Origin of the sequence: Aquabacterium sp. (assembly GCF_035476535.1) — a bacterium.
Lineage (GTDB): Bacteria > Pseudomonadota > Gammaproteobacteria > Burkholderiales > Burkholderiaceae_C > Pseudaquabacterium.
In genome coordinates, this window is the sequence record NZ_DATILJ010000016.1 from 51954 (window position 1) to 71263 (window position 19310).

The 19310-nt window shown below is 66.4% G+C and carries 16 protein-coding genes; 12 read left to right on the forward strand and 4 right to left on the reverse strand.

The window, feature by feature from the left end; translation table 11 throughout:
* The first annotated feature begins 2 nt into the window (after positions 1 to 2).
* From nuoH to VLK61_RS01845, 8 genes are all read left to right on the forward strand, one after another.
* Positions 3 to 1064 (forward strand): NADH-quinone oxidoreductase subunit NuoH, encoded by a 1062-nt coding sequence (nuoH, locus tag VLK61_RS01810; RefSeq protein ID WP_325417673.1) that lies wholly within the window; start codon positions 3 to 5, stop codon positions 1062 to 1064.
* Between the two features lies 1 nt (position 1065).
* On the forward strand, positions 1066 to 1563 hold the full coding sequence (nuoI, locus tag VLK61_RS01815) for an NADH-quinone oxidoreductase subunit NuoI (RefSeq protein ID WP_325417675.1): 498 nt from the start codon (positions 1066 to 1068) through the stop codon (positions 1561 to 1563).
* 75 nt (positions 1564 to 1638) lie between these two features.
* The gene (locus tag VLK61_RS01820; RefSeq protein ID WP_325417677.1) at positions 1639 to 2292 is read left to right on the forward strand and encodes an NADH-quinone oxidoreductase subunit J; all 654 of its coding nucleotides are present in this window, start codon (positions 1639 to 1641) and stop codon (positions 2290 to 2292) included.
* A complete protein-coding gene (gene nuoK, locus VLK61_RS01825) occupies positions 2289 to 2606 on the forward strand; it encodes an NADH-quinone oxidoreductase subunit NuoK (RefSeq protein WP_325417679.1) in 318 nt (105 codons plus the stop codon). Before VLK61_RS01820 ends, nuoK begins: the two co-directional genes overlap by 4 nt.
* 20 nt (positions 2607 to 2626) lie before the next feature.
* Positions 2627 to 4660 (forward strand): NADH-quinone oxidoreductase subunit L, encoded by a 2034-nt coding sequence (nuoL, locus tag VLK61_RS01830; RefSeq protein ID WP_325417681.1) that lies wholly within the window; start codon positions 2627 to 2629, stop codon positions 4658 to 4660.
* Between the two features lie 22 nt (positions 4661 to 4682).
* Positions 4683 to 6158 carry an NADH-quinone oxidoreductase subunit M gene (locus VLK61_RS01835; protein WP_325417683.1) on the forward strand — a complete coding sequence of 492 codons (1476 nt, stop codon included), beginning with the start codon at positions 4683 to 4685 and terminating at the stop codon, positions 6156 to 6158.
* 19 nt (positions 6159 to 6177) lie between these two features.
* The gene (gene nuoN, locus VLK61_RS01840; RefSeq protein ID WP_325417685.1) at positions 6178 to 7659 is read left to right on the forward strand and encodes an NADH-quinone oxidoreductase subunit NuoN; all 1482 of its coding nucleotides are present in this window, start codon (positions 6178 to 6180) and stop codon (positions 7657 to 7659) included.
* A gap of 48 nt (positions 7660 to 7707) precedes the next feature.
* A complete protein-coding gene (locus tag VLK61_RS01845) occupies positions 7708 to 8184 on the forward strand; it encodes a DUF1178 family protein (protein WP_325417686.1) in 477 nt (158 codons plus the stop codon).
* 38 nt (positions 8185 to 8222) lie between these two features.
* Here the strand turns inward: VLK61_RS01845 and VLK61_RS01850 are convergent, their stop codons facing one another.
* Entirely contained in the window at positions 8223 to 9629 is a 1407-nt protein-coding gene (locus VLK61_RS01850; RefSeq protein WP_325417688.1) for an FAD-binding oxidoreductase, read from the reverse strand.
* Entirely contained in the window at positions 9626 to 10072 is a 447-nt protein-coding gene (locus tag VLK61_RS01855) for a DUF2069 domain-containing protein (protein WP_414636745.1), read from the reverse strand. The genes VLK61_RS01850 and VLK61_RS01855 overlap by 4 nt, the downstream gene beginning before the upstream one ends.
* 18 nt (positions 10073 to 10090) lie before the next feature.
* On the opposite strand from VLK61_RS01855, the gene VLK61_RS01860 reads away from it, so the two are divergent.
* The 4 genes from VLK61_RS01860 (at position 10091) to VLK61_RS01875 (ending at position 16692) form a co-directional block, all read left to right on the forward strand.
* The gene (locus VLK61_RS01860) at positions 10091 to 11371 is read left to right on the forward strand and encodes a YihY family inner membrane protein (RefSeq protein WP_325417724.1); all 1281 of its coding nucleotides are present in this window, start codon (positions 10091 to 10093) and stop codon (positions 11369 to 11371) included.
* The gene (gene hrpA / locus VLK61_RS01865) at positions 11337 to 15335 is read left to right on the forward strand and encodes an ATP-dependent RNA helicase HrpA (protein ID WP_414636750.1); all 3999 of its coding nucleotides are present in this window, start codon (positions 11337 to 11339) and stop codon (positions 15333 to 15335) included. Before VLK61_RS01860 ends, hrpA begins: the two co-directional genes overlap by 35 nt.
* A gap of 109 nt (positions 15336 to 15444) precedes the next feature.
* Positions 15445 to 15708, forward strand: a complete 264-nt coding sequence (locus tag VLK61_RS01870; RefSeq protein ID WP_325417692.1) for a GlsB/YeaQ/YmgE family stress response membrane protein — start codon at positions 15445 to 15447, stop codon at positions 15706 to 15708.
* A 192-nt stretch (positions 15709 to 15900) separates the two neighbouring features.
* Positions 15901 to 16692 (forward strand): TonB family protein, encoded by a 792-nt coding sequence (locus VLK61_RS01875; RefSeq protein WP_325417694.1) that lies wholly within the window; start codon positions 15901 to 15903, stop codon positions 16690 to 16692.
* Here the strand turns inward: VLK61_RS01875 and serB are convergent.
* Both serB and sppA read right to left on the reverse strand, forming a co-directional pair.
* Positions 16676 to 17395, reverse strand: a complete 720-nt coding sequence (serB, locus tag VLK61_RS01880; RefSeq protein WP_325417696.1) for a phosphoserine phosphatase SerB — start codon at positions 17393 to 17395, stop codon at positions 16676 to 16678. The two genes, VLK61_RS01875 and serB, sit on opposite strands and share 17 nt — an antisense overlap.
* Positions 17392 to 19299, reverse strand: a complete 1908-nt coding sequence (gene sppA, locus VLK61_RS01885; protein WP_325417698.1) for a signal peptide peptidase SppA — start codon at positions 19297 to 19299, stop codon at positions 17392 to 17394. Before sppA ends, serB begins: the two co-directional genes overlap by 4 nt.
* Positions 19300 to 19310: the final 11 nt, after the last annotated feature.

Genomic DNA, 19310 nt, shown 5'->3' on the forward strand with positions numbered 1-19310 from the left:
TCATGATCGACCAATTCAACCAATTCGGCGTGTCGATCTTCGGCGGCATGTTGTGGCCGGTGATCTGGAGCCTGATCACGATCGTCGCGCTGGTGCTGCCGCTGCTGGGCTGCGTGGCCTACCTGACGCTGTGGGAACGCAAGGCCATCGGCTGGACGCAGGTGCGGCCGGGCCCGAACCGCGTCGGCCCCTGGGGCCTGCTGACGCCGATCGCCGATGCGGTGAAGCTGATCTTCAAGGAGATCATCCGTCCCAGCGCCGCCAACACGCGGCTGTTCTTCCTGGCGCCGGTGATGACCATCATGCCGTCCCTCGTGGCCTGGGCGGTGATCCCCTTCGGCCCCGATGTGGCGGTGGCCAACATCAACGCCGGCCTGCTGTTCCTGATGGCCATCATGTCGCTCGAGGTCTACGGCGTGATCATCGCCGGCTGGGCCTCGAACTCGAAGTACGCCTTCCTCGGCGCGCTGCGCGCTTCCGCGCAGATGGTGAGTTATGAAATCGCGATGGGCTTCGCGCTGGTCGTGGTGCTGATGGTCAGCGGCTCGCTGAACATGACCGAGATCGTGATGGGCCAGGGCAAGGGCACCTTCGCCGACAAGGGCGTCGGCTTCCTGTCGTGGAACTGGCTGCCGCTGCTGCCGATCTTCGTCGTCTACTTCATCTCGGGCCTGGCGGAGACCAACCGCCATCCGTTCGACGTCGTCGAAGGCGAATCGGAAATCGTCGCCGGCCACATGATCGAGTACTCGGGCATGGCCTTCGCGATGTTCTTCCTGGCCGAGTACGCCAACATGTGGCTGGTCTCGATCCTGGCCGTCACGATGTTCCTCGGCGGCTGGCTGCCGCCGATCGCCGCGCTGGATTTCATCCCCGGCTGGATCTGGCTCGGCCTCAAGACCTTCGCGGTGGTGACTATGTTCCTGTGGGTGCGTGCCACGTTCCCGCGCTATCGCTACGACCAGATCATGCGTCTGGGCTGGAAGATCTTCATTCCGGTCACCTTGGTGTGGCTGGTGGTGGTGGGCCTGTGGATTCAGACCCCGTTCAACATCTGGAAGTGACATGGCTGCAACTGCATCACTGAAAGACTACGTCTCCAGCTTTATGCTGCTGGAGTTGCTCAAGGGCATGAAGCTCACCGGGCGCCATTTCTTCCAGAAAAAGATCACTGTCCAGTTTCCGGAAGAGAAGACGCCGCAATCGCCGCGCTTCCGCGGCCTGCATGCGCTGCGCCGCTACGAGAATGGCGAAGAGCGCTGCATCGCCTGCAAGCTCTGCGAAGCGGTGTGTCCGGCGCTGGCCATCACCATCGAGTCGGAAGTGCGTGACGACGGCAGCCGCCGCACCACGCGCTACGACATCGACTTGACCAAGTGCATCTTCTGCGGCTTCTGCGAAGAAAGCTGTCCGGTCGATTCGATCGTCGAGACCCACATCTTCGAATACCACGGCGAAAAGCGCGGCGACCTGTACTTCACGAAGGACATGTTGCTGGCCGTCGGCGACCGCTACGAGCGCGAGATCGCCGCCAACAAGGAGGCCGACGCGAAGTACCGCTGACGCCCCCACGCCCGCACCCGGTGGTGTCACAACCGGGGCAGGGCAGGAGGAGCGCGGTCACCCCGCGGCAAAACCATGAACACCATCGGCGCACTGTTTTATCTGTTCTCCGCCGTGCTGCTGTTTGCTTCGTTCCGTGTCATCACGGCGAAGAGCACAGTGCACGCGGCCCTGTACCTGGTGCTGGCCTTCGCCAATGCCGCCGTCATCTGGATGCTGCTGAAGGCCGAGTTCCTGGCTATCGCGCTGGTGCTGGTCTATGTCGGCGCGGTGATGGTGCTGTTCCTCTTCGTCGTGATGATGCTCGACCTGAAGGGCGACGAGTTCCGCGAAGGCTTCTGGAAGCACATGCCGCTGGCCGGCATGATCGGCACGGTGATTGCGCTGGAAATGGCGCTGGTGCTGATGCGCGGTTTCCAGCTCACCGACGTGCCGGTGCTGGATCCGGCGTTGGCCAAGCTGGGCAATACCCGATTGCTGGGCATCGAGGTCTACACCAAGTACCTCTATCCGTTGCAGGTGGCCGCGGTGCTGCTGCTGGTGGCCATCGTCGCCGCGATTGCGCTGACGCTGCGCAAGCGCAAGGACAGCCGCGCTCAGGATCCTTCGCAACAGGTGCTCGCCAAGAAGGCCGACCGGCTGCGCATCGTGAAGATGGCGCCGGTGATCGAAGTGCCGTCGGCACCGCCGCCGCCGCCCGCAGCCGCTGCGGCAGGAGACAAGAAATGAGCCTAGGCCCCATCACGCTCGGCCACTACCTGTCGCTGGGCGGCATGCTGTTCGCGCTGTCGGTGATCGGCATCTACCTGAACCGCCGCAACCTGATCGTGCTGCTGATGGCGATCGAGTTGATGCTGCTGGCGGTGAATCTGAACTTCGTCGCCTTCTCGCATTACCTGGGCGACATGGGCGGCCAGGTCTTCGTGTTCTTCATCCTCACGGTGGCGGCGGCTGAATCGGCGATCGGCCTGGCCATCCTGGTGGTGCTGTTCCGCAACCGCGCCACGATCAACGTCGAAGAACTCGACGAGCTCAAGGGCTGAGCGGCCGCGGGAAGAAAACAATGTCCACACAACTCTCGCAAAACCTGCTGCTGGTGGTGCCACTGGCGCCGCTGGTCGGTGCCGTGGTCGCCGGCTTCTTCGGCAAGACCGTGGGCCGCCGCGGCTCGCACATCGTCACGATCCTTGGTGTGCTGATCTCGTTCATCGTCTCGGCGATGGTCTTGAAGGCCGTGGCCACCGAAGGCGCGCGCTACAACGCCACCGTCTATGAGTGGATGGTGCTAGGCGATTTGAAGATGGAAGTCGGCTTCCTGGTCGACGGCCTCACGGCGATGATGATGTGCGTCGTGACCTTCGTGTCGCTGATGGTGCACATCTACACCATCGGCTACATGGAAGAGGACGACGGCTACCAGCGCTTCTTCTCGTACATCTCGCTGTTCACCTTCTCGATGCTGATGCTGGTGATGAGCAACAACTTCCTGCAGCTGTTCTTCGGCTGGGAAGCGGTGGGCCTGGTGTCCTACCTGCTAATCGGCTTCTGGTACAAGAAACCGACGGCGATCTTCGCGAACCTGAAGGCCTTCCTGGTCAACCGCGTCGGCGACTTCGGCTTCATCCTCGGCATCGGCCTGATCGTTGCGTTCGCCGGCACGCTGAGCTACAGCGAAGCCTTCGCGAAAGCGCCTGAACTGGCCAAGCTGACCTTCCCGAACAGCGACTGGATGCTGCTGACGGTGACCTGCATCTGCCTGTTCATCGGCGCGATGGGCAAGAGCGCGCAGTTCCCGCTGCATGTCTGGCTGCCCGATTCGATGGAAGGCCCGACACCGATCTCCGCGCTGATCCACGCGGCGACGATGGTGACGGCCGGCATCTTCATGGTCGCGCGCATGTCGCCGCTGTTCGAGCTGAGCGACACCGCACTGAACTTCGTGCTGGTGATCGGTGCGATCACCGCGCTGTTCATGGGCTTCCTGGGCATCATCCAGAACGACATCAAGCGCGTCGTCGCCTACTCCACGCTGTCGCAACTGGGCTACATGACGGTGGCGCTCGGCGCCTCGGCCTACTCGGTCGCGGTGTTCCACCTGATGACGCACGCCTTCTTCAAGGCGCTGCTCTTCCTGGGCGCCGGCTCGGTGATCATCGGCATGCACCATGACCAGGACATCCGCAACATGGGTGGCTTGCGCAAGTACATGCCGATCACCTGGATCACCTCATTGCTGGGATCCCTGGCGTTGATCGGCACGCCGTTCTTCGCCGGCTTCTATTCGAAGGATTCGATCATCGAGGCGGTGCACGCCAGCCACCTGCCGGGCGCGCAGTTCGCGTATTTCGCGGTGGTGCTCGGTGTCTTCGTCACGGCCTTCTATTCGTTCCGCATGTACTTCCTGGTCTTCCACGGCAAGGAGCACTTCCACCACAAGCCCTTCCCGCCGGAAGACCATGGTGACCATGAAGAGCCAGGCGACCACAGCGAAGTGCATGTGCCGCATGAAAGCCCCTGGGTCGTCACCGCACCGCTGGTGCTGCTGGCCATCCCGTCGGTGGTGATCGGTTTCCTGACGATCGGACCGATGCTGTTCGGCGACTTCTTCAAGGATGCGATCTTCGTCAACCTGGCCCAGCATCACGCGATGAAAGAGCTGGCCGAAGGCTTCCACGGCGCCACCGCGATGGCGCTGCATGGCCTGATGACGCTGCCCTTCTTCCTGGCGCTGGCGGGTGTCGTGACCGCCTATGTGTTCTACATGGTCGCGCCGGCCATTCCGGCCGCCATCGCGAAGGCGCTGTCGCCGATCGTGCGCGTGCTCGAGAACAAGTACTACATGGACTGGTTCAACGAGCATGTCTTCGCCGCCGGCGCCCGCCTGCTGGGCATGGGCCTGTGGAAGGGCGGCGACCAGGGCCTGATCGATGGGGCGCTGATCAACGGTTCGGCGCGTGCGGTGGGCGGCATTGCCAACCTGACGCGATTGATCCAGTCGGGCTACCTGTACTGGTATGCCCTGGTGATGCTGTTGGGCGTGTTCGGCCTGCTGACCTGGCAGCTGTGGCCCACCTTGTCCGGCCTGGTCGGCCGTTGACAAACCGGGCGGAGAACAACAAATGGGTCTTTTGAGTGTTTCGATCTGGCTGCCGATTGCCTTCGGCTGCCTGCTGCTCGCGATCGGGAGTGACGACAAGGCCGGCATCGTGCGCAAGGTCGCACTGGTCGGCGCCATCGTCAGTTTCCTGGTCACGATTCCGCTGATCACCGGCTTCGACAATGCCAGCGCCGCGCTGCAGTTCAGCGAGAACCTACCGTGGATCGAGCGTTTCAACGTGCGCTACCACCTGGGCGTCGACGGCATCTCGGTGTGGTTCGTGCTGCTGACGGCCTTCATCACGGTGATCGTCGTGGTCGCCGGCTGGGAAGTGATCACCGAACGCGTGGCGCAGTACATGGGCGCCTTCCTGATCCTGTCGGGCCTGATGGTCGGTGTGTTCAGCGCCGCCGACGGCCTGCTGTTCTATGTGTTCTTCGAGGCCACGCTGATTCCGATGTACATCATCATCGGCGTCTGGGGCGGCCCGCGGCGCGTGTACGCGGCGTTCAAGTTCTTCCTCTACACCTTGCTTGGCTCGCTGCTGATGCTGGTGGCGCTGGTCTACCTGTACTTCAAGAGCGGCGGCAGTTTCGACATCGCCACCTGGCAGAAGATGCCGCTGCCGATGAACGCGCAGGTGCTGCTGTTCTTCGCGTTCTTTGCGGCGTTCTCGGTCAAGGTGCCGATGTGGCCGGTGCACACCTGGCTGCCCGATGCCCACGTCGAGGCGCCCACCGGCGGCTCGGTGGTGCTGGCGGCCATCATGCTGAAGCTCGGGGCCTACGGCTTCCTGCGCTTCTCGATGCCGATCGCGCCCGATGCCAGCCGCGAGTACGCCTGGTTCATCATCGCGCTGAGTCTGATCGCGGTGGTCTACATCGGCCTGGTTGCGCTGGTGCAGCAGGACATGAAGAAGCTGGTGGCCTATTCATCGATCGCCCACATGGGCTTCGTGACGCTGGGCTTCTTCATCTTCAGCGAACTGGGCATCTCCGGCGGGCTGGTGCAGATGATCTCGCACGGCTTCGTCTCCGGCGCGATGTTCCTGGCCATCGGCGTGCTCTACGACCGCGTGCATTCGCGCGAAATCTCGTCCTACGGTGGTGTGGTCAACACGATGCCGAAGTTCGCGGCCTTTGCGCTGTTCTTCGCGATGGCCAACTGCGGCCTGCCGGGCACGGGGGGGTTCGTCGGCGAATGGATGGTGATCCTGGGCGCCGTGAAGTTCAACTTCTGGCTGGCCGCGCTGGCCGCCACCGCGCTGATCTTCGGTGCCGCGTACACGCTGTGGATGTACAAGCGCGTGTACTTCGGCGACGTGACCAACGAGCACGTGAAGACCTTGACCGACCTCAACGCCCGCGAGTTCGGCGTGATGGCGGCGCTGGCAATCGCCACGCTCTGGATGGGCGTGTACCCCAAGCCCTTCACCGACGTGATGCACCACTCGGTCACCCAGTTGATCCAGCAGGTGCAGGCCTCGAAGCTGAAGTGATGACTAGCGGAAGAACAGCATGTCCCAAATGAACTGGCTGGTCGTCTACCCCGAGGCGCTGCTGCTGATCGCCGCCTGCGCGGTGGCCTTGTTGGACCTCTACGTCACCGATGCGAAGCGTCGCCCGACCTTCTGGCTGGCGCAGCTGAGCCTGGCCGCGGTGGCCGCGCTGCACCTGGCCTACTACGACGGCGGCTTCACCGTCTACGGCATGCAGCGCATGGTCGTCACCGACCCGATGGGCCACTTGCTGGCCTTCTTCGCCACGGTGGCGGTGATGATCACCATCGCCTACGCGCAGCCCTACATCGCCTCGCGCGAGATGCTGAAGGGCGAGTTCTTCACGCTGGCGATGTTCGTGCTGCTGGGCATCTCGGTGATGGTGTCGGCGAACAACTTCCTCGTCATCTACCTCGGGCTGGAATTGATGAGCCTGTCGCTGTACGCGCTGGTGGCGCTGCGCCGCGACCACGGCCTGTCCACCGAAGCGGCGATGAAGTATTTCGTGCTCGGCGCGCTGGCCTCGGGCTTCCTGCTCTATGGCCTGTCGATGATGTACGGCGCGACCAAGTCGCTGGACATCCCCGAAGTCTTCAACGCCATCGGCCGCGGCAACATCAACACCACGGTGCTGACCTTCGGCGTGGTGTTCATCGTCTCGGGCCTGGCCTTCAAGCTCGGCGTCGTGCCGTTCCACATGTGGGTGCCCGATGTCTACCAGGGCGCTCCGACGGCGGTGACGCTGCTGATCGGCGGCGCGCCGAAGCTGGCCGCCTTTGCGATCACGATCCGCCTGCTGGTTGAAGGCATGCTGGGCATCGCGGTGGACTGGCAGCAGATGCTGATGGTGCTGGCGGTGGCCTCGCTGGTCATCGGCAACCTCGCGGCGATTGCGCAGAGCAACCTCAAGCGCATGCTGGCCTACTCCACCATTTCGCAGATGGGCTTCATGCTGCTGGGCATGACGGCGGGCGTCATCAGCGGCAACACCTTGTCGGCAGGCAATGCCTACAGCTCGGCGATGTTCTACACCGTCAGCTATGTGATCACGACGCTGGGGACCTTCGGGCTGATCATGTTCCTGGCGCGCCAGGGTTTCGAGAGCGAAGAGATCACCGACCTCGCCGGCCTGGGCAAGCGTGCGCCCTGGGTGGCCGGCGTGATGACCATCTTCATGTTCTCGCTGGCCGGCGTGCCGCCGCTGATCGGCTTCTACGCCAAGTTCTCGATCCTGCAGGCACTGGTCACCACCAACCTGGCCGGCTACATCTGGCTGGCGGTGGTGGCGGTGCTGCTGTCGCTGATCGGCGCGTTCTACTACCTGCGGGTCGTCAAGGTGATGTACTTCGACGAGCCCAAGGACAGCACCGTGCCGCTGCAGAGCAATGGCATCAGCGCGCTGCTGGCGGTCAACGGCCTGGCGGTGCTGGGCCTCGGCCTGCTGCCGGGTGGCCTGATGGCAATGTGCCGCGATGCGATCCTGAAGACGCTGGCCACCTGAGCCTGTGCCGGCCGGGGTCGCCGAAGGCGCGCCGATAATCGCCACAGCATGAAGGTATTCAACCTGCGCTGCGCGCATGGCCATGGTTTCGAGGGCTGGTTTGCCTCGGAAGACGCCTTCGTCGACCAGAACGCGCGGGGCCTGGTCGCCTGCCCGCTGTGCAGCGACAGCAGCATCACGCGGTTGCCGTCAGCGCCGCGCCTGAACCTGTCCGGCGCGCGAGAGCCGAGCCCCGCGACCCCGCAGGCCGGGCCCGCGCCCGACAAGCCCGGGCCGGTGGTGCAGCCGCCGCCCGAAGCCTCGCTGGAAGCGATGTGGCTGCAGGCCGTGCAGCATGTGATGCGCAACACCGAGGACGTCGGCGCGCGATTCACCGAAGAAGCGCGACGCATCCACTATGGCGAAACTGAACAGCGCGGCATCCGCGGCCAGGCCACGGCCGAGCAGCGCGCGGAACTGGCGGATGAAGGCATCGACGTGATGCAGCTGCCGCTGCCCACCGGCCTGGACGGTCCGGCACATTAAGCCGCCGCGGCCCCGTACGAGGCCGCTCCGGTTGCATACTAGAGCACCCGCCCCGGGTTCAGCCGGTTGTGCGGATCCAGCGCCTGCTTGATGGCCCGCATCATGCCCAGCGCGACGCCGGACTTTCGCTGCGCCAGTTCGTCGCGTTTCAGCGCGCCGATGCCATGTTCGGCCGAGAACGAGCCGCCGCAAGCCTGTACCGCGTCGAACACCAGTTGGTTGATGTCGTGTTCGTGCTGCGCCAGGAACTCGTTGGCGGTACTGCCCGCCGGGCCTTGCACGTTGTAGTGCAGATTGCCGTCGCCGAGGTGGCCGAAGTTGACCAGGCGCACACCGGGGAAGGTGGCACGCAGCGCCGCGTCGGTGCTGTCGCAGAACTCGGGAATCGCCGACACCGGCAACGCGATGTCGTGCTTGACGTTCAGCCCTTCTTCGCTCTGCGCCAGCGGGATCGACTCACGCAGATGCCACAGCGCGGCGGATTGGGCCAGGCTTTCGGCCACCGCGGCGTCGCTGATCAATTCGTCCTCCAGCGCCGATTCCAGCAGCGCCTCGAAGCGCTGCCGGGCCTGGCTTTCGCCTTCGGTGTCGGCGTATTCCAGCAGCACCGTCCAGGGGGAGGGCGGCAGCGGCTGCGGCAGCTGCGGGAAATGCTGGCGCACGAGGTCCAGCGCGAACTGGCCCATCACTTCGAAACCGGTGAGGCCGGCACCCAGCCGGGCCTGCGCCCGGCCCAGCAGCGCCACGCAGTTCGCCAGGCTGTCGCAGCTGGCCAGCGCGGTCAGGCTGGCGGCGGGTTGCGGGAAAAGTTTCAGCGTTGCCGCGGTGATGACGCCCAGGGTGCCTTCGCTGCCGATGAACAAGTCGCGCAGGTCGTAGCCGGTGTTGTCCTTGCGCAGGCCGGTCAGGCCGTCCCATACCTCGCCGGCAGCGTTGACCACTTCCAGCCCCAGGCACAGCTCGCGCGCATTGCCATAGCGCAGCACCTGGGTGCCGCCGGCGTTGGTGGCCAGGTTGCCGCCGATCGTGCAGCTGCCCTCGGCGGCCAGGCTCAGCGGAAACAGCAGGCCGGCGTCCGCAGCCGTTTGTTGCAGGGCTTGCAGCACCATGCCGGCCTCGACGGTGATGGTCAGATTCGCCGCATCGAGGGTGCGCACGCGGTTCAAACGCCCCAGGCTCAGCAGCACTTGTTCGCCGCTGGCGTCCGGCACGCCGCCACCCACCAAGCCGGTGTTGCCGCCCTGCGGCACGATGCAAGCCCCGTGCTCGGCGCACAGCCGCAGCACCTTTGCCACCTCCGCCGTGCTGCCGGGCCGCACGACGGCCAGCGCCTTGCCACGCCAACGCTTGCGCCAGTCCAGCTCCCAGGCAGAGAGGTCGCCGTCGTGCAGCACATGTGCCGACCCGAGCGCGCTGCGCAGCGCATCAAGCAATGCCATGGTCATGATGCGGACTCCTTCGCGAGGGTCTTGGCCTTCACCTGGGCCAGCCGCCAGCGCACATGCGCGGCGCAGGCGCCGAACAGCAGCACGCACAACAGCACCTGGCCCCAGGCTAGCCAGACCACCGGGCCTTGGCTGCTGGTGGCGCGCACGATGCCCTCGGCAAAGTAAAGCCAGACCAGCAGGCTGACCCAGCGGTAGGTGTAGAGCCGGTGCTTCAGCAGCCCGGCCAGCGGCAGCGCCAGCGGCAGCACCTTCAGGGCCCAGGTGCGCTGCCCGGTGGGCGCCAGCCACAGCTCCCAGGCCAGGCCCAGCACGATCATCGCCAGCAGGCTGGCCACCGCCACGATGCGGGTGCCGCGCACGAAGGCATCCGGTGGGGTGGAGGGGGCGGGGAGGGTGGGCGCGCCGGGCACGGCAGCAGGCAGGGAAGTCACGGCTGGCATGATAGCCACATGGCCACGATGGAACTGGTACCGCTGCGCTTCAAGCGCCACCTGGCGCAGCTGCTCGGCACGCTGCGCACCTGGCCGTGGTACGACACGGCGCGCACGCTGCGCCTGCGCTTCCGCGATGACCGCCTGGGCCTCACGGCCAGCAGCCTGACCTTCACCACGCTGATCGCGCTGGTGCCGCTGGTGACGGTCACCTTGGCGCTGTTCTCGGCCTTTCCAATGTTCGCGCGCTTCCAGGGCGCGCTGCAGCAGTACCTGCTGCAGAGCCTGGTGCCGGACACCATCGCGCGGCCGGTGATGTCGGCGCTGACGCAGTTCGCCGGCAAGGCCAGCCGGCTCGGCACCGTCGGCCTGGTGGTGCTGGGACTGACCGCGCTGGCGCTGGTGTTCACGATCGACCGCACGTTGAACGGCATCTGGCGTGTCTCCAAGCCGCGGCCGCTGGCCCAACGGGTGATGATGTACTGGGCCGCGCTGACGCTGGGGCCGCTGCTGCTTGGCGTCAGTTTAACGCTCACTTCATATGCTATTTCCGCAGGCCGCGGCCTGGTCAACGAGCTGCCGGGCGGTTTGACGCTGTTGTTCGGCTTGATCGAGTTCACGCTGCTGGCGGCCGGCATGACGGCGCTGTTCCGCTACGTGCCGAACACCCATGTGCACGCGGCCCATGCGTGGGCGGGCGGGCTTTTTGTCGCGATCGGTTTCGAGGTCGCCAAACGTGTGCTGGGCTGGTACGTGGCCGTGGTGCCGACCTACTCGGTGGTGTATGGCGCCTTCGCCACCGTGCCGATCTTCCTGCTGTGGATCTACCTCGGCTGGGTCATCGTGCTGCTGGGTGCGGTGATCGCCGCCTATGCACCCAGCCTGGCGATGCGCGTGGTGCGCCTGCCTGACCGGCCGGGCGAGCGCTTTGCGCTGGCGCTGTCGGTGCTGCGCCTGCTGGAGGCGGCGCGCAGCGAATCCCAGCGCGGGCTGAGCCTTGATCAGCTGGCCGGCAGCCTGCGCGTCGACCCGCTGCAGGTGGAGCCGGTGGCGGACACGCTGATGGCGATGGACTGGTGCGGCCGCCTCGACGAAGGCGGCGCCAAGCGCCTGGTGCTGCTGATCGACCCGCAACAAGTGCGCGCCGAACCGCTGGTGGACCGCTTGTTGCTCACCGAGCGCCAGAACTCGGCGGCGTTCCGCCAACGCGCCGGCGTGGCGAGCATGACGGTGGCCGAACTTATCAGCGGACCCGCACCGCAGGCCGTTGGCGCTGCCGCACCCGAGGTCCGCACTGAACGCGGATAATCCGCGCCTCGTGAATTCGCCTGTCCGCCCCCCGCGGCCGCTGCGGCCGCCACGCGCCGCTGGTCCTTCGCGACCGCCGCGCCCGGCCAATCCGGTGCCGCCCATCACCTACCCCGAATCGCTGCCGGTCTCAGGCCGGCGCGAGGAGATCGCGCGTGCCATTCGCGACAACCCGGTGGTCATCGTCTGCGGCGAAACCGGTTCGGGCAAGACCACGCAGTTGCCGAAGATCGCACTGGAACTGGGTCGCGGCTTCGGTGCCGGCGGCCGCGGGCTGATCGGCCACACCCAGCCGCGGCGCATTGCCGCGTCCAGCGTGGCCAAGCGCATCGCCGAGGAGCTGAACTCACCGCTTGGCGAGGTGGTGGGCTACAAGGTGCGCTTCCAGGACCGGCTGCAGCCCGGCGCCTCGGTGAAGCTGATGACCGACGGCATCCTGCTTGCCGAGACCCAGGGCGACCCGGATCTGCGCGCCTACGACACGCTGATCATCGACGAGGCGCACGAGCGCAGCCTGAACATCGATTTCCTGCTCGGCTACCTGCGCCAGCTGCTGCCGCGCCGGCCGGACCTGAAGATCATCGTGACCTCGGCGACGATCGATGCCGATCGCTTCGCCAACCACTTCGCGTCGATCCGCGGGCCCGCGCCGGTCATTCAAGTCTCGGGCCGGCTGTTTCCGGTGGAACAGCGCTGGCGGCCCTTCGAGGACAGCCGTGACTACGGCCTCGACGAAGCCATCGCCGATGCGGTGGACGAACTCTGGCGCGAAGGCTCGGGCGACATCCTGGTCTTCCTGCCCGGTGAACGCGAGATCCGCGACGCCACCGACCACCTGCGCAAGCACCTGGCGCAACAGCACCGCAGCGGCCCGCAGCCCGACATCCTGCCGCTGTTCGCGCGGCTGTCGCAGGCCGAGCAGGACCGCGTGTTCGAGACCGGCAACGGCCGGCGCATCGTGCTGGCCACCAACGTCGCCGAGACCTCGTTGACGGTGCCCGGCATCCGCTACGTCGTCGATTCGGGCTTGGCGCGCATCAAGCGCTACAGCTACCGCAGCAAGGTCGAGCAGTTGCAGGTCGAGCCGATCGCGCAGGCCGCCGCCAACCAGCGTGCCGGCCGCTGCGGCCGCGTGGCCAACGGCATCTGCATCCGGCTCTATGACGAGAAGGATTTTCTCGGCCGGCCGAAATTCACCGACCCCGAGATCCTGCGCTCGTCATTGGCCGGCGTGATCCTGCGCATGAAGAGCCTGCACCTGGGCACGGTCGAGCAGTTCCCCTTCCTCGAGCCGCCGCGCGCGAAGGCGATTGCCGATGGCTACGCGCTGCTCGGCGAGCTGAACGCCGTCGATGACGACAACGAATTGACCCCCATCGGCCAGGAACTGGCCAAGCTGCCGCTGGACCCGCGCGTGGGCCGCATGATCCTCGAGGCGCGCGACCGCCAGGCGCTGAACGAGGTGCTGATCATTGCGTCGGCGCTGAGCGTGCAGGACGTGCGTGACCGGCCGATGGAGCTGGCGCAGGCGGCGGATGAGAAGCACAAGAAGTTCGATGACGAGAAGTCGGAATTCATCGGCTACCTGAAGCTGTGGAAGTGGCTCGAAGATGTACGTGGTGGCCACGGCCACGGCCACGGCGCCGAAGGCGCCTCGGCAGTTCACAAGTTATCGCATCGCAAGCAGGAACAGCTGTTGCGCGAGAACTTCGTCAGCCCGCGCCGCGTGCGCGAATGGCGCGACATCCACACGCAGCTGCACACCGTCGTCGCCGAGCACGGCTGGCGCCTGAACGGCAGCCCGGCCACCTACGAGCAACTGCACCTGGCGATGCTGGCCGGCCTGCTCGGCAACGTCGGCCAGAAGAGCGACGACGAGGAGTGGTACCTCGGTGCGCGCGGCATCAAGTTCTGGCGGCACCCGGGCGCGCACCTGTCGAAGAAGCCGGGCCGCTGGCTGATCGCCGCGGAACTGGTCGAGACCACTAGGCTGTACGGCCGCGGCCTGGCGCAGATCGAGCCGACCTGGATTCCGGCCATCGCCGGCCACCTGCTGAAGCTGCAACTGCTGGACCCGCACTGGGAGAAGAAGGCGGCCGAGGTGGTGGCGCTGGAACGCGCGACGCTGTACGGCATCGTCGTCTACAGCAACCGCCGCGTGAACTTCGGCAAGCTCGACCCGAAGGCCGCGCGCGAGATGTTCATCCGCGCCGCACTGGTGGAAGGCGATTGGGAATCGAAGCTGCCGTTCCTGGCGCACAACCAGAAGCTGGTGACGCAGGTGCAGGAGCTGGAACACAAGTCGCGGCGGCAGGACGTGCTGGTCGACGACGAGTTGATCTTCGCGTTCTACGACCAGCAGTTGCCGGCCGATGTCTGCTCGGGCCACGGCCTGGAGCGCTGGTACCGCGAGGAGTGCAAGCGCCAGCCCAAGCTCTTGTTCCTGACGCGCGACGAGCTGATGCGGCATGAGGCCGCCGGCATCACCACGGCCGCGTTCCCGAAGACGATCCGCCTCGGCGGTGTGGACTGTGCGGCGAGCTATCTGCACGAGCCGGGCGATGCCAAGGATGGCGTGACGGTGTCGGTGCCGATCTACGCGCTGAACCAGGTCAGCGACGAGCGCTGCGAATGGCTGGTGCCGGGCATGCTGGCGGGCAAAGTGACCGCATTGCTCAAGAGCCTGCACCAGAAGCCGCGTTCGCGGCTGGTGCCGCTGCCGGAGTTCGTCGCCGAGTTCATCGAGCTGCACCCCTTTGCGCATGGCGCGCTGATGGAGGTGCTGCTGAAGGCCGTGCGAGAGCGTACGCAGATCGCCGTGCTGCGCAATGACTTCAAGCTCGACATGCTGCAGCCCCACCTGTTCATGAACTTCCGCGTCGTCGATGAACATGGCCGGCAGCTGGGGCTGGGGCGCCATCTTCCGACGCTGAAGGCTGAACTCGGTGGTCAGGCACGATCGGCCTTCCAGGCGCTGGCAGCGCTGAAGCTGGTACCGGCGCCAGCGCCCGAGCCGTCCGATGGCGCGGCGTCATCGGCGAAGAAGGCAGAGCGTGCGGCGCCGGCTGCCGAGGCGCCTGCTGTGCCGCCCGCCACCTACACCGCCTGGACCTTCGGCGAACTGCCCGAGCTGATGGAAATCCGCAAGGGCGCGCAGACCCTGGTCGGCTTCCCGGCGCTGATCGATCGTGAGACTCACGTCGAGATCGAAGTCTTCGACGAGCCCGATGTCGCGGCCGCCAGGCACCGCGCCGGCCTGCGCCGGCTGGTGGCCTTGGCGATCAAGGAGCCGCTGAAGTATCTGGAAAAGAACATCCCCGATCTGCAGAAGATGGCGGTGGCCTACATGCAGGTCGGGCGCTCGCCCGACGGGTCGGGCGGTGGCACCGCCGAGGAATTGCGCGCGCAAGTCATCGACGTGGCACTGGACCGCGCATTCCTCGGTGACCCCTTGCCGACCAACGAGGCCTTGTTCAAGCTGCGGCTCGAAGAGGGCCGCAGCCGCCTGAACCTGATCGCGCAGGAAGTGGCACGCCAGGCCGGCGTGGTGCTGACCGAGTTCGCCACGGCCCAGCGCAAGCTGAAGGACAGCCGGCCAGGCAAGGACGTGGCCGACGACATCAGTGCGCAGCTGCAGCGCCTGGTGCCGAAACGCTTCGTGCTGCAGACGCCCTGGGCCCAGCTGCAGCACCTGCCGCGCTACCTGAAAGCCATCACGCTGCGGCTGGACAAGCTGCGCACCGACCCGGCGCGCGATGCCCAGCGCCTGGGCGAGTTGCGCCCGTTGGAGCAGCGCTACCTGCGCCGCATGGCCGAACTGAAGGGCAGCAGCGATGCGCGGCTCGACGAATACCGCTGGTTGCTGGAAGAACTGCGCGTCAGCCTGTTTGCACAGGAATTGCGTACGCCCCAACCCGTCAGTGCCAAGCGGTTGGAAAAAGCCTGGCAGCAACTGACAAGTTGAGGCCACAAACCACGCGACCCAAGCATGGGGCGCGTGACCCCACAATGGGGTTTCACCGCTGCGTCGCGGCGCGGCGAATTCTCACAATCGCGCGACTTGAGGAGGTTCTATGCACTATGTGTGGATGGCGATCATTGGCTTCGTGGTCGGGCTGATCGCCCGCGCCGTGCTGCCGGGCACGCAGAGCCTGGGCATCATCCTGACGGCGGTGCTGGGCATCGCGGGATCGTTTGTTGCCGGCTTCATCGGCCAGGCGCTGGGCTGGTACAGCGCCGGCCAGGGGGCGGGATTCATCGGCTCGGTGCTCGGCGCCGTGGTGCTGCTGCTCGTGGTCGGCTTGCTGAGGCGGTCCGGCGGAAGCGGCAACAGCTGAGGCATATGCCCGCCAGATCGCGCCGGTCGCTGCGGCGGGTGCGTCTCTGTGTCCTCGGTGGGTCCATAAAATGCGACCCACAACAAAGCTGGGGCCTTGCGGCCCCGCTTCGGCGTCACAAGCGTCGTTCGGGAGGCCTTCTTGAAGAGAGTTGTATCGGTAGCAGCAGGATGCTGCTTCATCGGTGTGGCCATGGCGCAATCCGCCGACAGCGCCGCGAATGCCGAACGCATGGAACGCGCGAGGCGCGATGCCGCGAATCCACTGCGCATGATCATCGAGGCCAGCCAGGTCAAGAAGGGCGGCAAGCCCGCTGACGCCGCGGCCGCACCCGCGGCGCCGGCCGTCAGTGCACCGGTGGCCACGGCCCGCAGTGCCGTCAACCGGGCAGCGACCGTCACGCCACCGTCCGGCGGCGTTACCGAGCGCGTGCAGCCCTTGCCGCAACTGGCTTCGCCATCGCAGGCGCAGGCCAGTCCGCCCACCGCACAGGCCGGCCCGCCAGCACAAGCCACGCCAGCCACGGCCCAGACGTCGAGTGCGTCGCCGTCGCCGCCGGTCAATTCAGGGGTGACGGCGTCGGTGGCCGCCCCCAGCGTTGTGACCGCAGCGCCAGCGCCTACCACGGCGGCGGCAAGCCCGGCCCCAGCGCCGGCAACGACGGCCGACGAGCAAGCCGTGGCCAGCGCATCGCCACTCGCCGCAGCGCCCGCCGCACGTGCCGTGGAGGCGCCGCTGAAACTCGTGCGCTACATCGAGCCCGAGCTTCCGCAACGCGTGCGCACGCGGCTGAAGCCGAACAGCGAGGTCACAGTGGTGTTCAAGGTCAACGTCGACGGTTCGGTCAGCGACCTCGACATCCGCGCCACCAGCAACAAGATGCTGGACCCGATCGTGCTGGAGGCCGTGCGTCAGTGGCGTTATGACCCGGTGCCGGAATCCCGCGTGCACGCGGTGCAACTGGTGTTCAACCTCGACAATTGAACAACTCCAGCGCGCGGTCCATGCCGCCTTGTTCGATCGAGATCATCGCCTGCTCGCGCACGGCGGGCTTGCCGTGGTAGCCGATCGACAGGCCGGCCACTGACATCATCGGCAGGTCGTTCGCGCCGTCGCCCACCGCGATGGCCCGTTCGGTGCCGATGCCCATCAGCTCGCAGACCTCCATCAGCACGCGGCGCTTCTCGTTGCCGTCGCAGATATCGCCCCAGGGCCGCTCGACCAGCCGGCCGGTGAGCGCGCCGTCGGCGATCTCCAGCACGTTGGCCCGGGCGAAGTCCAGACCCAGGCGGTGGCGGATGCGCTCGCTGAAGAAGGTGAAGCCGCCCGAGACCAGCAAGGTCTTCAGGCCCGCCGCTTGCAGCGCGCGCACGAACTGCTCGACGCCGGGGTTCAGTTGCAAGCGCTGCGAATACACCTGCGCCAGCGCCGCTTCCGGCACGCCCTTGAGCAGGGCCACGCGCTGTCGCAGGCTTTCCTTGTAGTCGGTGATCTCGCCGCGCATCGCCGCTTCGGTGATTGCCGCCACCTCGGCCTTGCGGCCGGCCATCGCGGCGATCTCGTCCACGCATTCGATGTTGATCAGCGTCGAGTCCATGTCGAAAGCCACCAGCCGGTAGTCCGACAAGGGCAGCGGCGGCGCGACGCCGCGCGCAAACAGCCCAGGGGCGAATTCAACTGCAGTCATGGGGGCGTGCAAAGGCAGTGGATCACGGCGGAAAACGGCTGGTGTTGACTGCTCAGCTCAGCGAGCCAGGCCATCTCGGCCTGCATCTGGCGCAGCGGTTCGGGCACCAACGCGGCGGGGCCGGCCAGCTGCTGCGTCCATTGTGCGATAGCACCGTCCACCGCGCCGGCGGCGCTGGTGTTGAACAGGCTGATCAGCCGCGACAGCCGGCCTTGATCACGTTCGATGTAGACCGTGCGGTAGCCCTTGGCCAGCTTGGCGCGCGTCGCGGCGGACTCCAGCGCATCGCTGAAACTGCCGACGCGGTCGACCAGGCCGCGCTCCTTGGCCTGCTGGCCGGTCCAGACCCGGCCCTGCGCCACCTCGTCGATCTTCTCCGGCGTGCTCTTGCGCGCCTGGGCCACGCGGCGGGTGAAGTCGCTGTAGATGTGGCTGACACCGGCCTGCACCAGGCCGGCGAAGCGTGGGTCCATGGGCTTGCGCGGGTCGTAGGCATTGGCCAGCCAGGTGGTGCCGTAGCCACCGGTGTGCACCGACAGCTTGGCCACCAGGCCATCGGCGGTGGGCAGCATCGCAAACACCCCGATCGAGCCGGTGACGGTGGCCACGTCGGCGATGACTTCGTCGGAGGCCATCGAGATCCAGTAGCCGCCCGAGGCCGCCACATCGCCCATCGACACGACGATGGGCTTGCCCGCCGCGCGGGTGAGTTCCAGTTCGCGGCGCACCAGCTCCGAGCCGAACACGCTGCCACCGGGCGAGCGCACACGCAACACGATGGCCTTGACCTTGTCGTCCTCGCGCGCCTGGCGCACCAGATCTGCGGTCGAGCGGCCGCCGATGGCGCCGGGGGGCGCTTCGCCATCGCTGATCGAGCCTTCGGCGACGATCACGCCCACAGCATCGCCGCCGATCGGCGATACCGGCAGGCGCGACAGGTAGTCGCCGTAGTGGATTTGACGGAAGGTCGACTTGTTGGCGCTGTCCCGCGCGCCGCGCTGGATCATGATCTCGCGCATCTCATCCTGCGTCTTCAGGCCATCGACCAGCTTGGTCTGCAGCGCGAGTTTGGCGGTGTCGCCACCGGCGGCCTGCAACTGATCACTGACCGTCTCGATGCCGCGCGCGATGCTGCCGGCCGGCAGCTTGCGCGCGGTTTCCACGGCGTCGGTGTAGACGGCCCACAGTGCGTCGTACAGCGAGGCATCGGCTTCCAGCGTTTCCTTCGACGGGGCCGACGCAAAATACGGCTCGCCGAAGTTCTTGTACTTGCCGGCACGGATGACGTTGGCGCTGACGCCCAGGCGATCGAAGGCTTCGCGGTAGTAGTTGCGCAGGCTGCCGAAGCCTTGCAGGTAGACCGCGCCCATCGGGTGCATCAGCACTTCGTCGGCGTGCGCGGCGACGAAGTACTGGCGCTGGTCGTAGCCGGCGCCCCAGGCCACCACCTTCTTGCCGCTGGCCTGCTTGAAGCGCTGCAGCGCGGCCACGAACTCGCGCTGGTTCGGCAGGCCGCCGCCGGCATAGTCGTCCAGCACCAGCAGCACGCTGCTGATCTTGGGGTCGGTGGCCGCAGCGTCCAGCACGCGCAGCACATCGCGCAACTGCACTTGTGCATCAGGTTCGCCGCGCACCTGCTTCATCGCGCGGTCGCGGGCACTGCCGGAACGCTGCTCGACCAGCGGGCCACCCAGGCGCATCACCAGCACGGTCTTGTCCTGCAGCGGCGGCGGGCCGCTGCGCAGCCAGCCGAACAGCAGCACGCCGACGATCAGCAGGAAGAGCAGGTTCAGCACCAGCTTGCGGCTGCCATCCACCATCCACCACAGGCCGCCGAAGAAGCGGCGGACCAGGCCGCGCCGCGGTTTGTCTGGCACAGCGCCGGGGGATTCTGAATCGGTCATGCGGTCTCCAG

Excerpts from the sequence above, each read along its gene's own strand:
- nuoH (WP_325417673.1), top strand. The coding sequence starts at position 3 with ATGATCGACCAATTCAACCAATTCGGCGTGTCGATCTTCGGCGGCATG.
- nuoI (WP_325417675.1), top strand. The coding sequence starts at position 1,066 with ATGGCTGCAACTGCATCACTGAAAGACTACGTCTCCAGCTTTATGCTG.
- VLK61_RS01820 (WP_325417677.1), top strand. The coding sequence starts at position 1,639 with ATGAACACCATCGGCGCACTGTTTTATCTGTTCTCCGCCGTGCTGCTG.
- nuoK (WP_325417679.1), top strand. The coding sequence starts at position 2,289 with ATGAGCCTAGGCCCCATCACGCTCGGCCACTACCTGTCGCTGGGCGGC.
- nuoL (WP_325417681.1), top strand. The coding sequence starts at position 2,627 with ATGTCCACACAACTCTCGCAAAACCTGCTGCTGGTGGTGCCACTGGCG.
- VLK61_RS01835 (WP_325417683.1), top strand. The coding sequence starts at position 4,683 with ATGGGTCTTTTGAGTGTTTCGATCTGGCTGCCGATTGCCTTCGGCTGC.
- nuoN (WP_325417685.1), top strand. The coding sequence starts at position 6,178 with ATGTCCCAAATGAACTGGCTGGTCGTCTACCCCGAGGCGCTGCTGCTG.
- VLK61_RS01845 (WP_325417686.1), top strand. The coding sequence starts at position 7,708 with ATGAAGGTATTCAACCTGCGCTGCGCGCATGGCCATGGTTTCGAGGGC.
- VLK61_RS01850 (WP_325417688.1), bottom strand. The coding sequence starts at position 9,629 with ATGACCATGGCATTGCTTGATGCGCTGCGCAGCGCGCTCGGGTCGGCA.
- VLK61_RS01855 (WP_414636745.1), bottom strand. The coding sequence starts at position 10,072 with ATGCCAGCCGTGACTTCCCTGCCTGCTGCCGTGCCCGGCGCGCCCACC.
- VLK61_RS01860 (WP_325417724.1), top strand. The coding sequence starts at position 10,091 with ATGGAACTGGTACCGCTGCGCTTCAAGCGCCACCTGGCGCAGCTGCTC.
- VLK61_RS01870 (WP_325417692.1), top strand. The coding sequence starts at position 15,445 with ATGCACTATGTGTGGATGGCGATCATTGGCTTCGTGGTCGGGCTGATC.
- VLK61_RS01875 (WP_325417694.1), top strand. The coding sequence starts at position 15,901 with ATGGCGCAATCCGCCGACAGCGCCGCGAATGCCGAACGCATGGAACGC.
- serB (WP_325417696.1), bottom strand. The coding sequence starts at position 17,395 with ATGACTGCAGTTGAATTCGCCCCTGGGCTGTTTGCGCGCGGCGTCGCG.
- sppA (WP_325417698.1), bottom strand. The coding sequence starts at position 19,299 with ATGACCGATTCAGAATCCCCCGGCGCTGTGCCAGACAAACCGCGGCGC.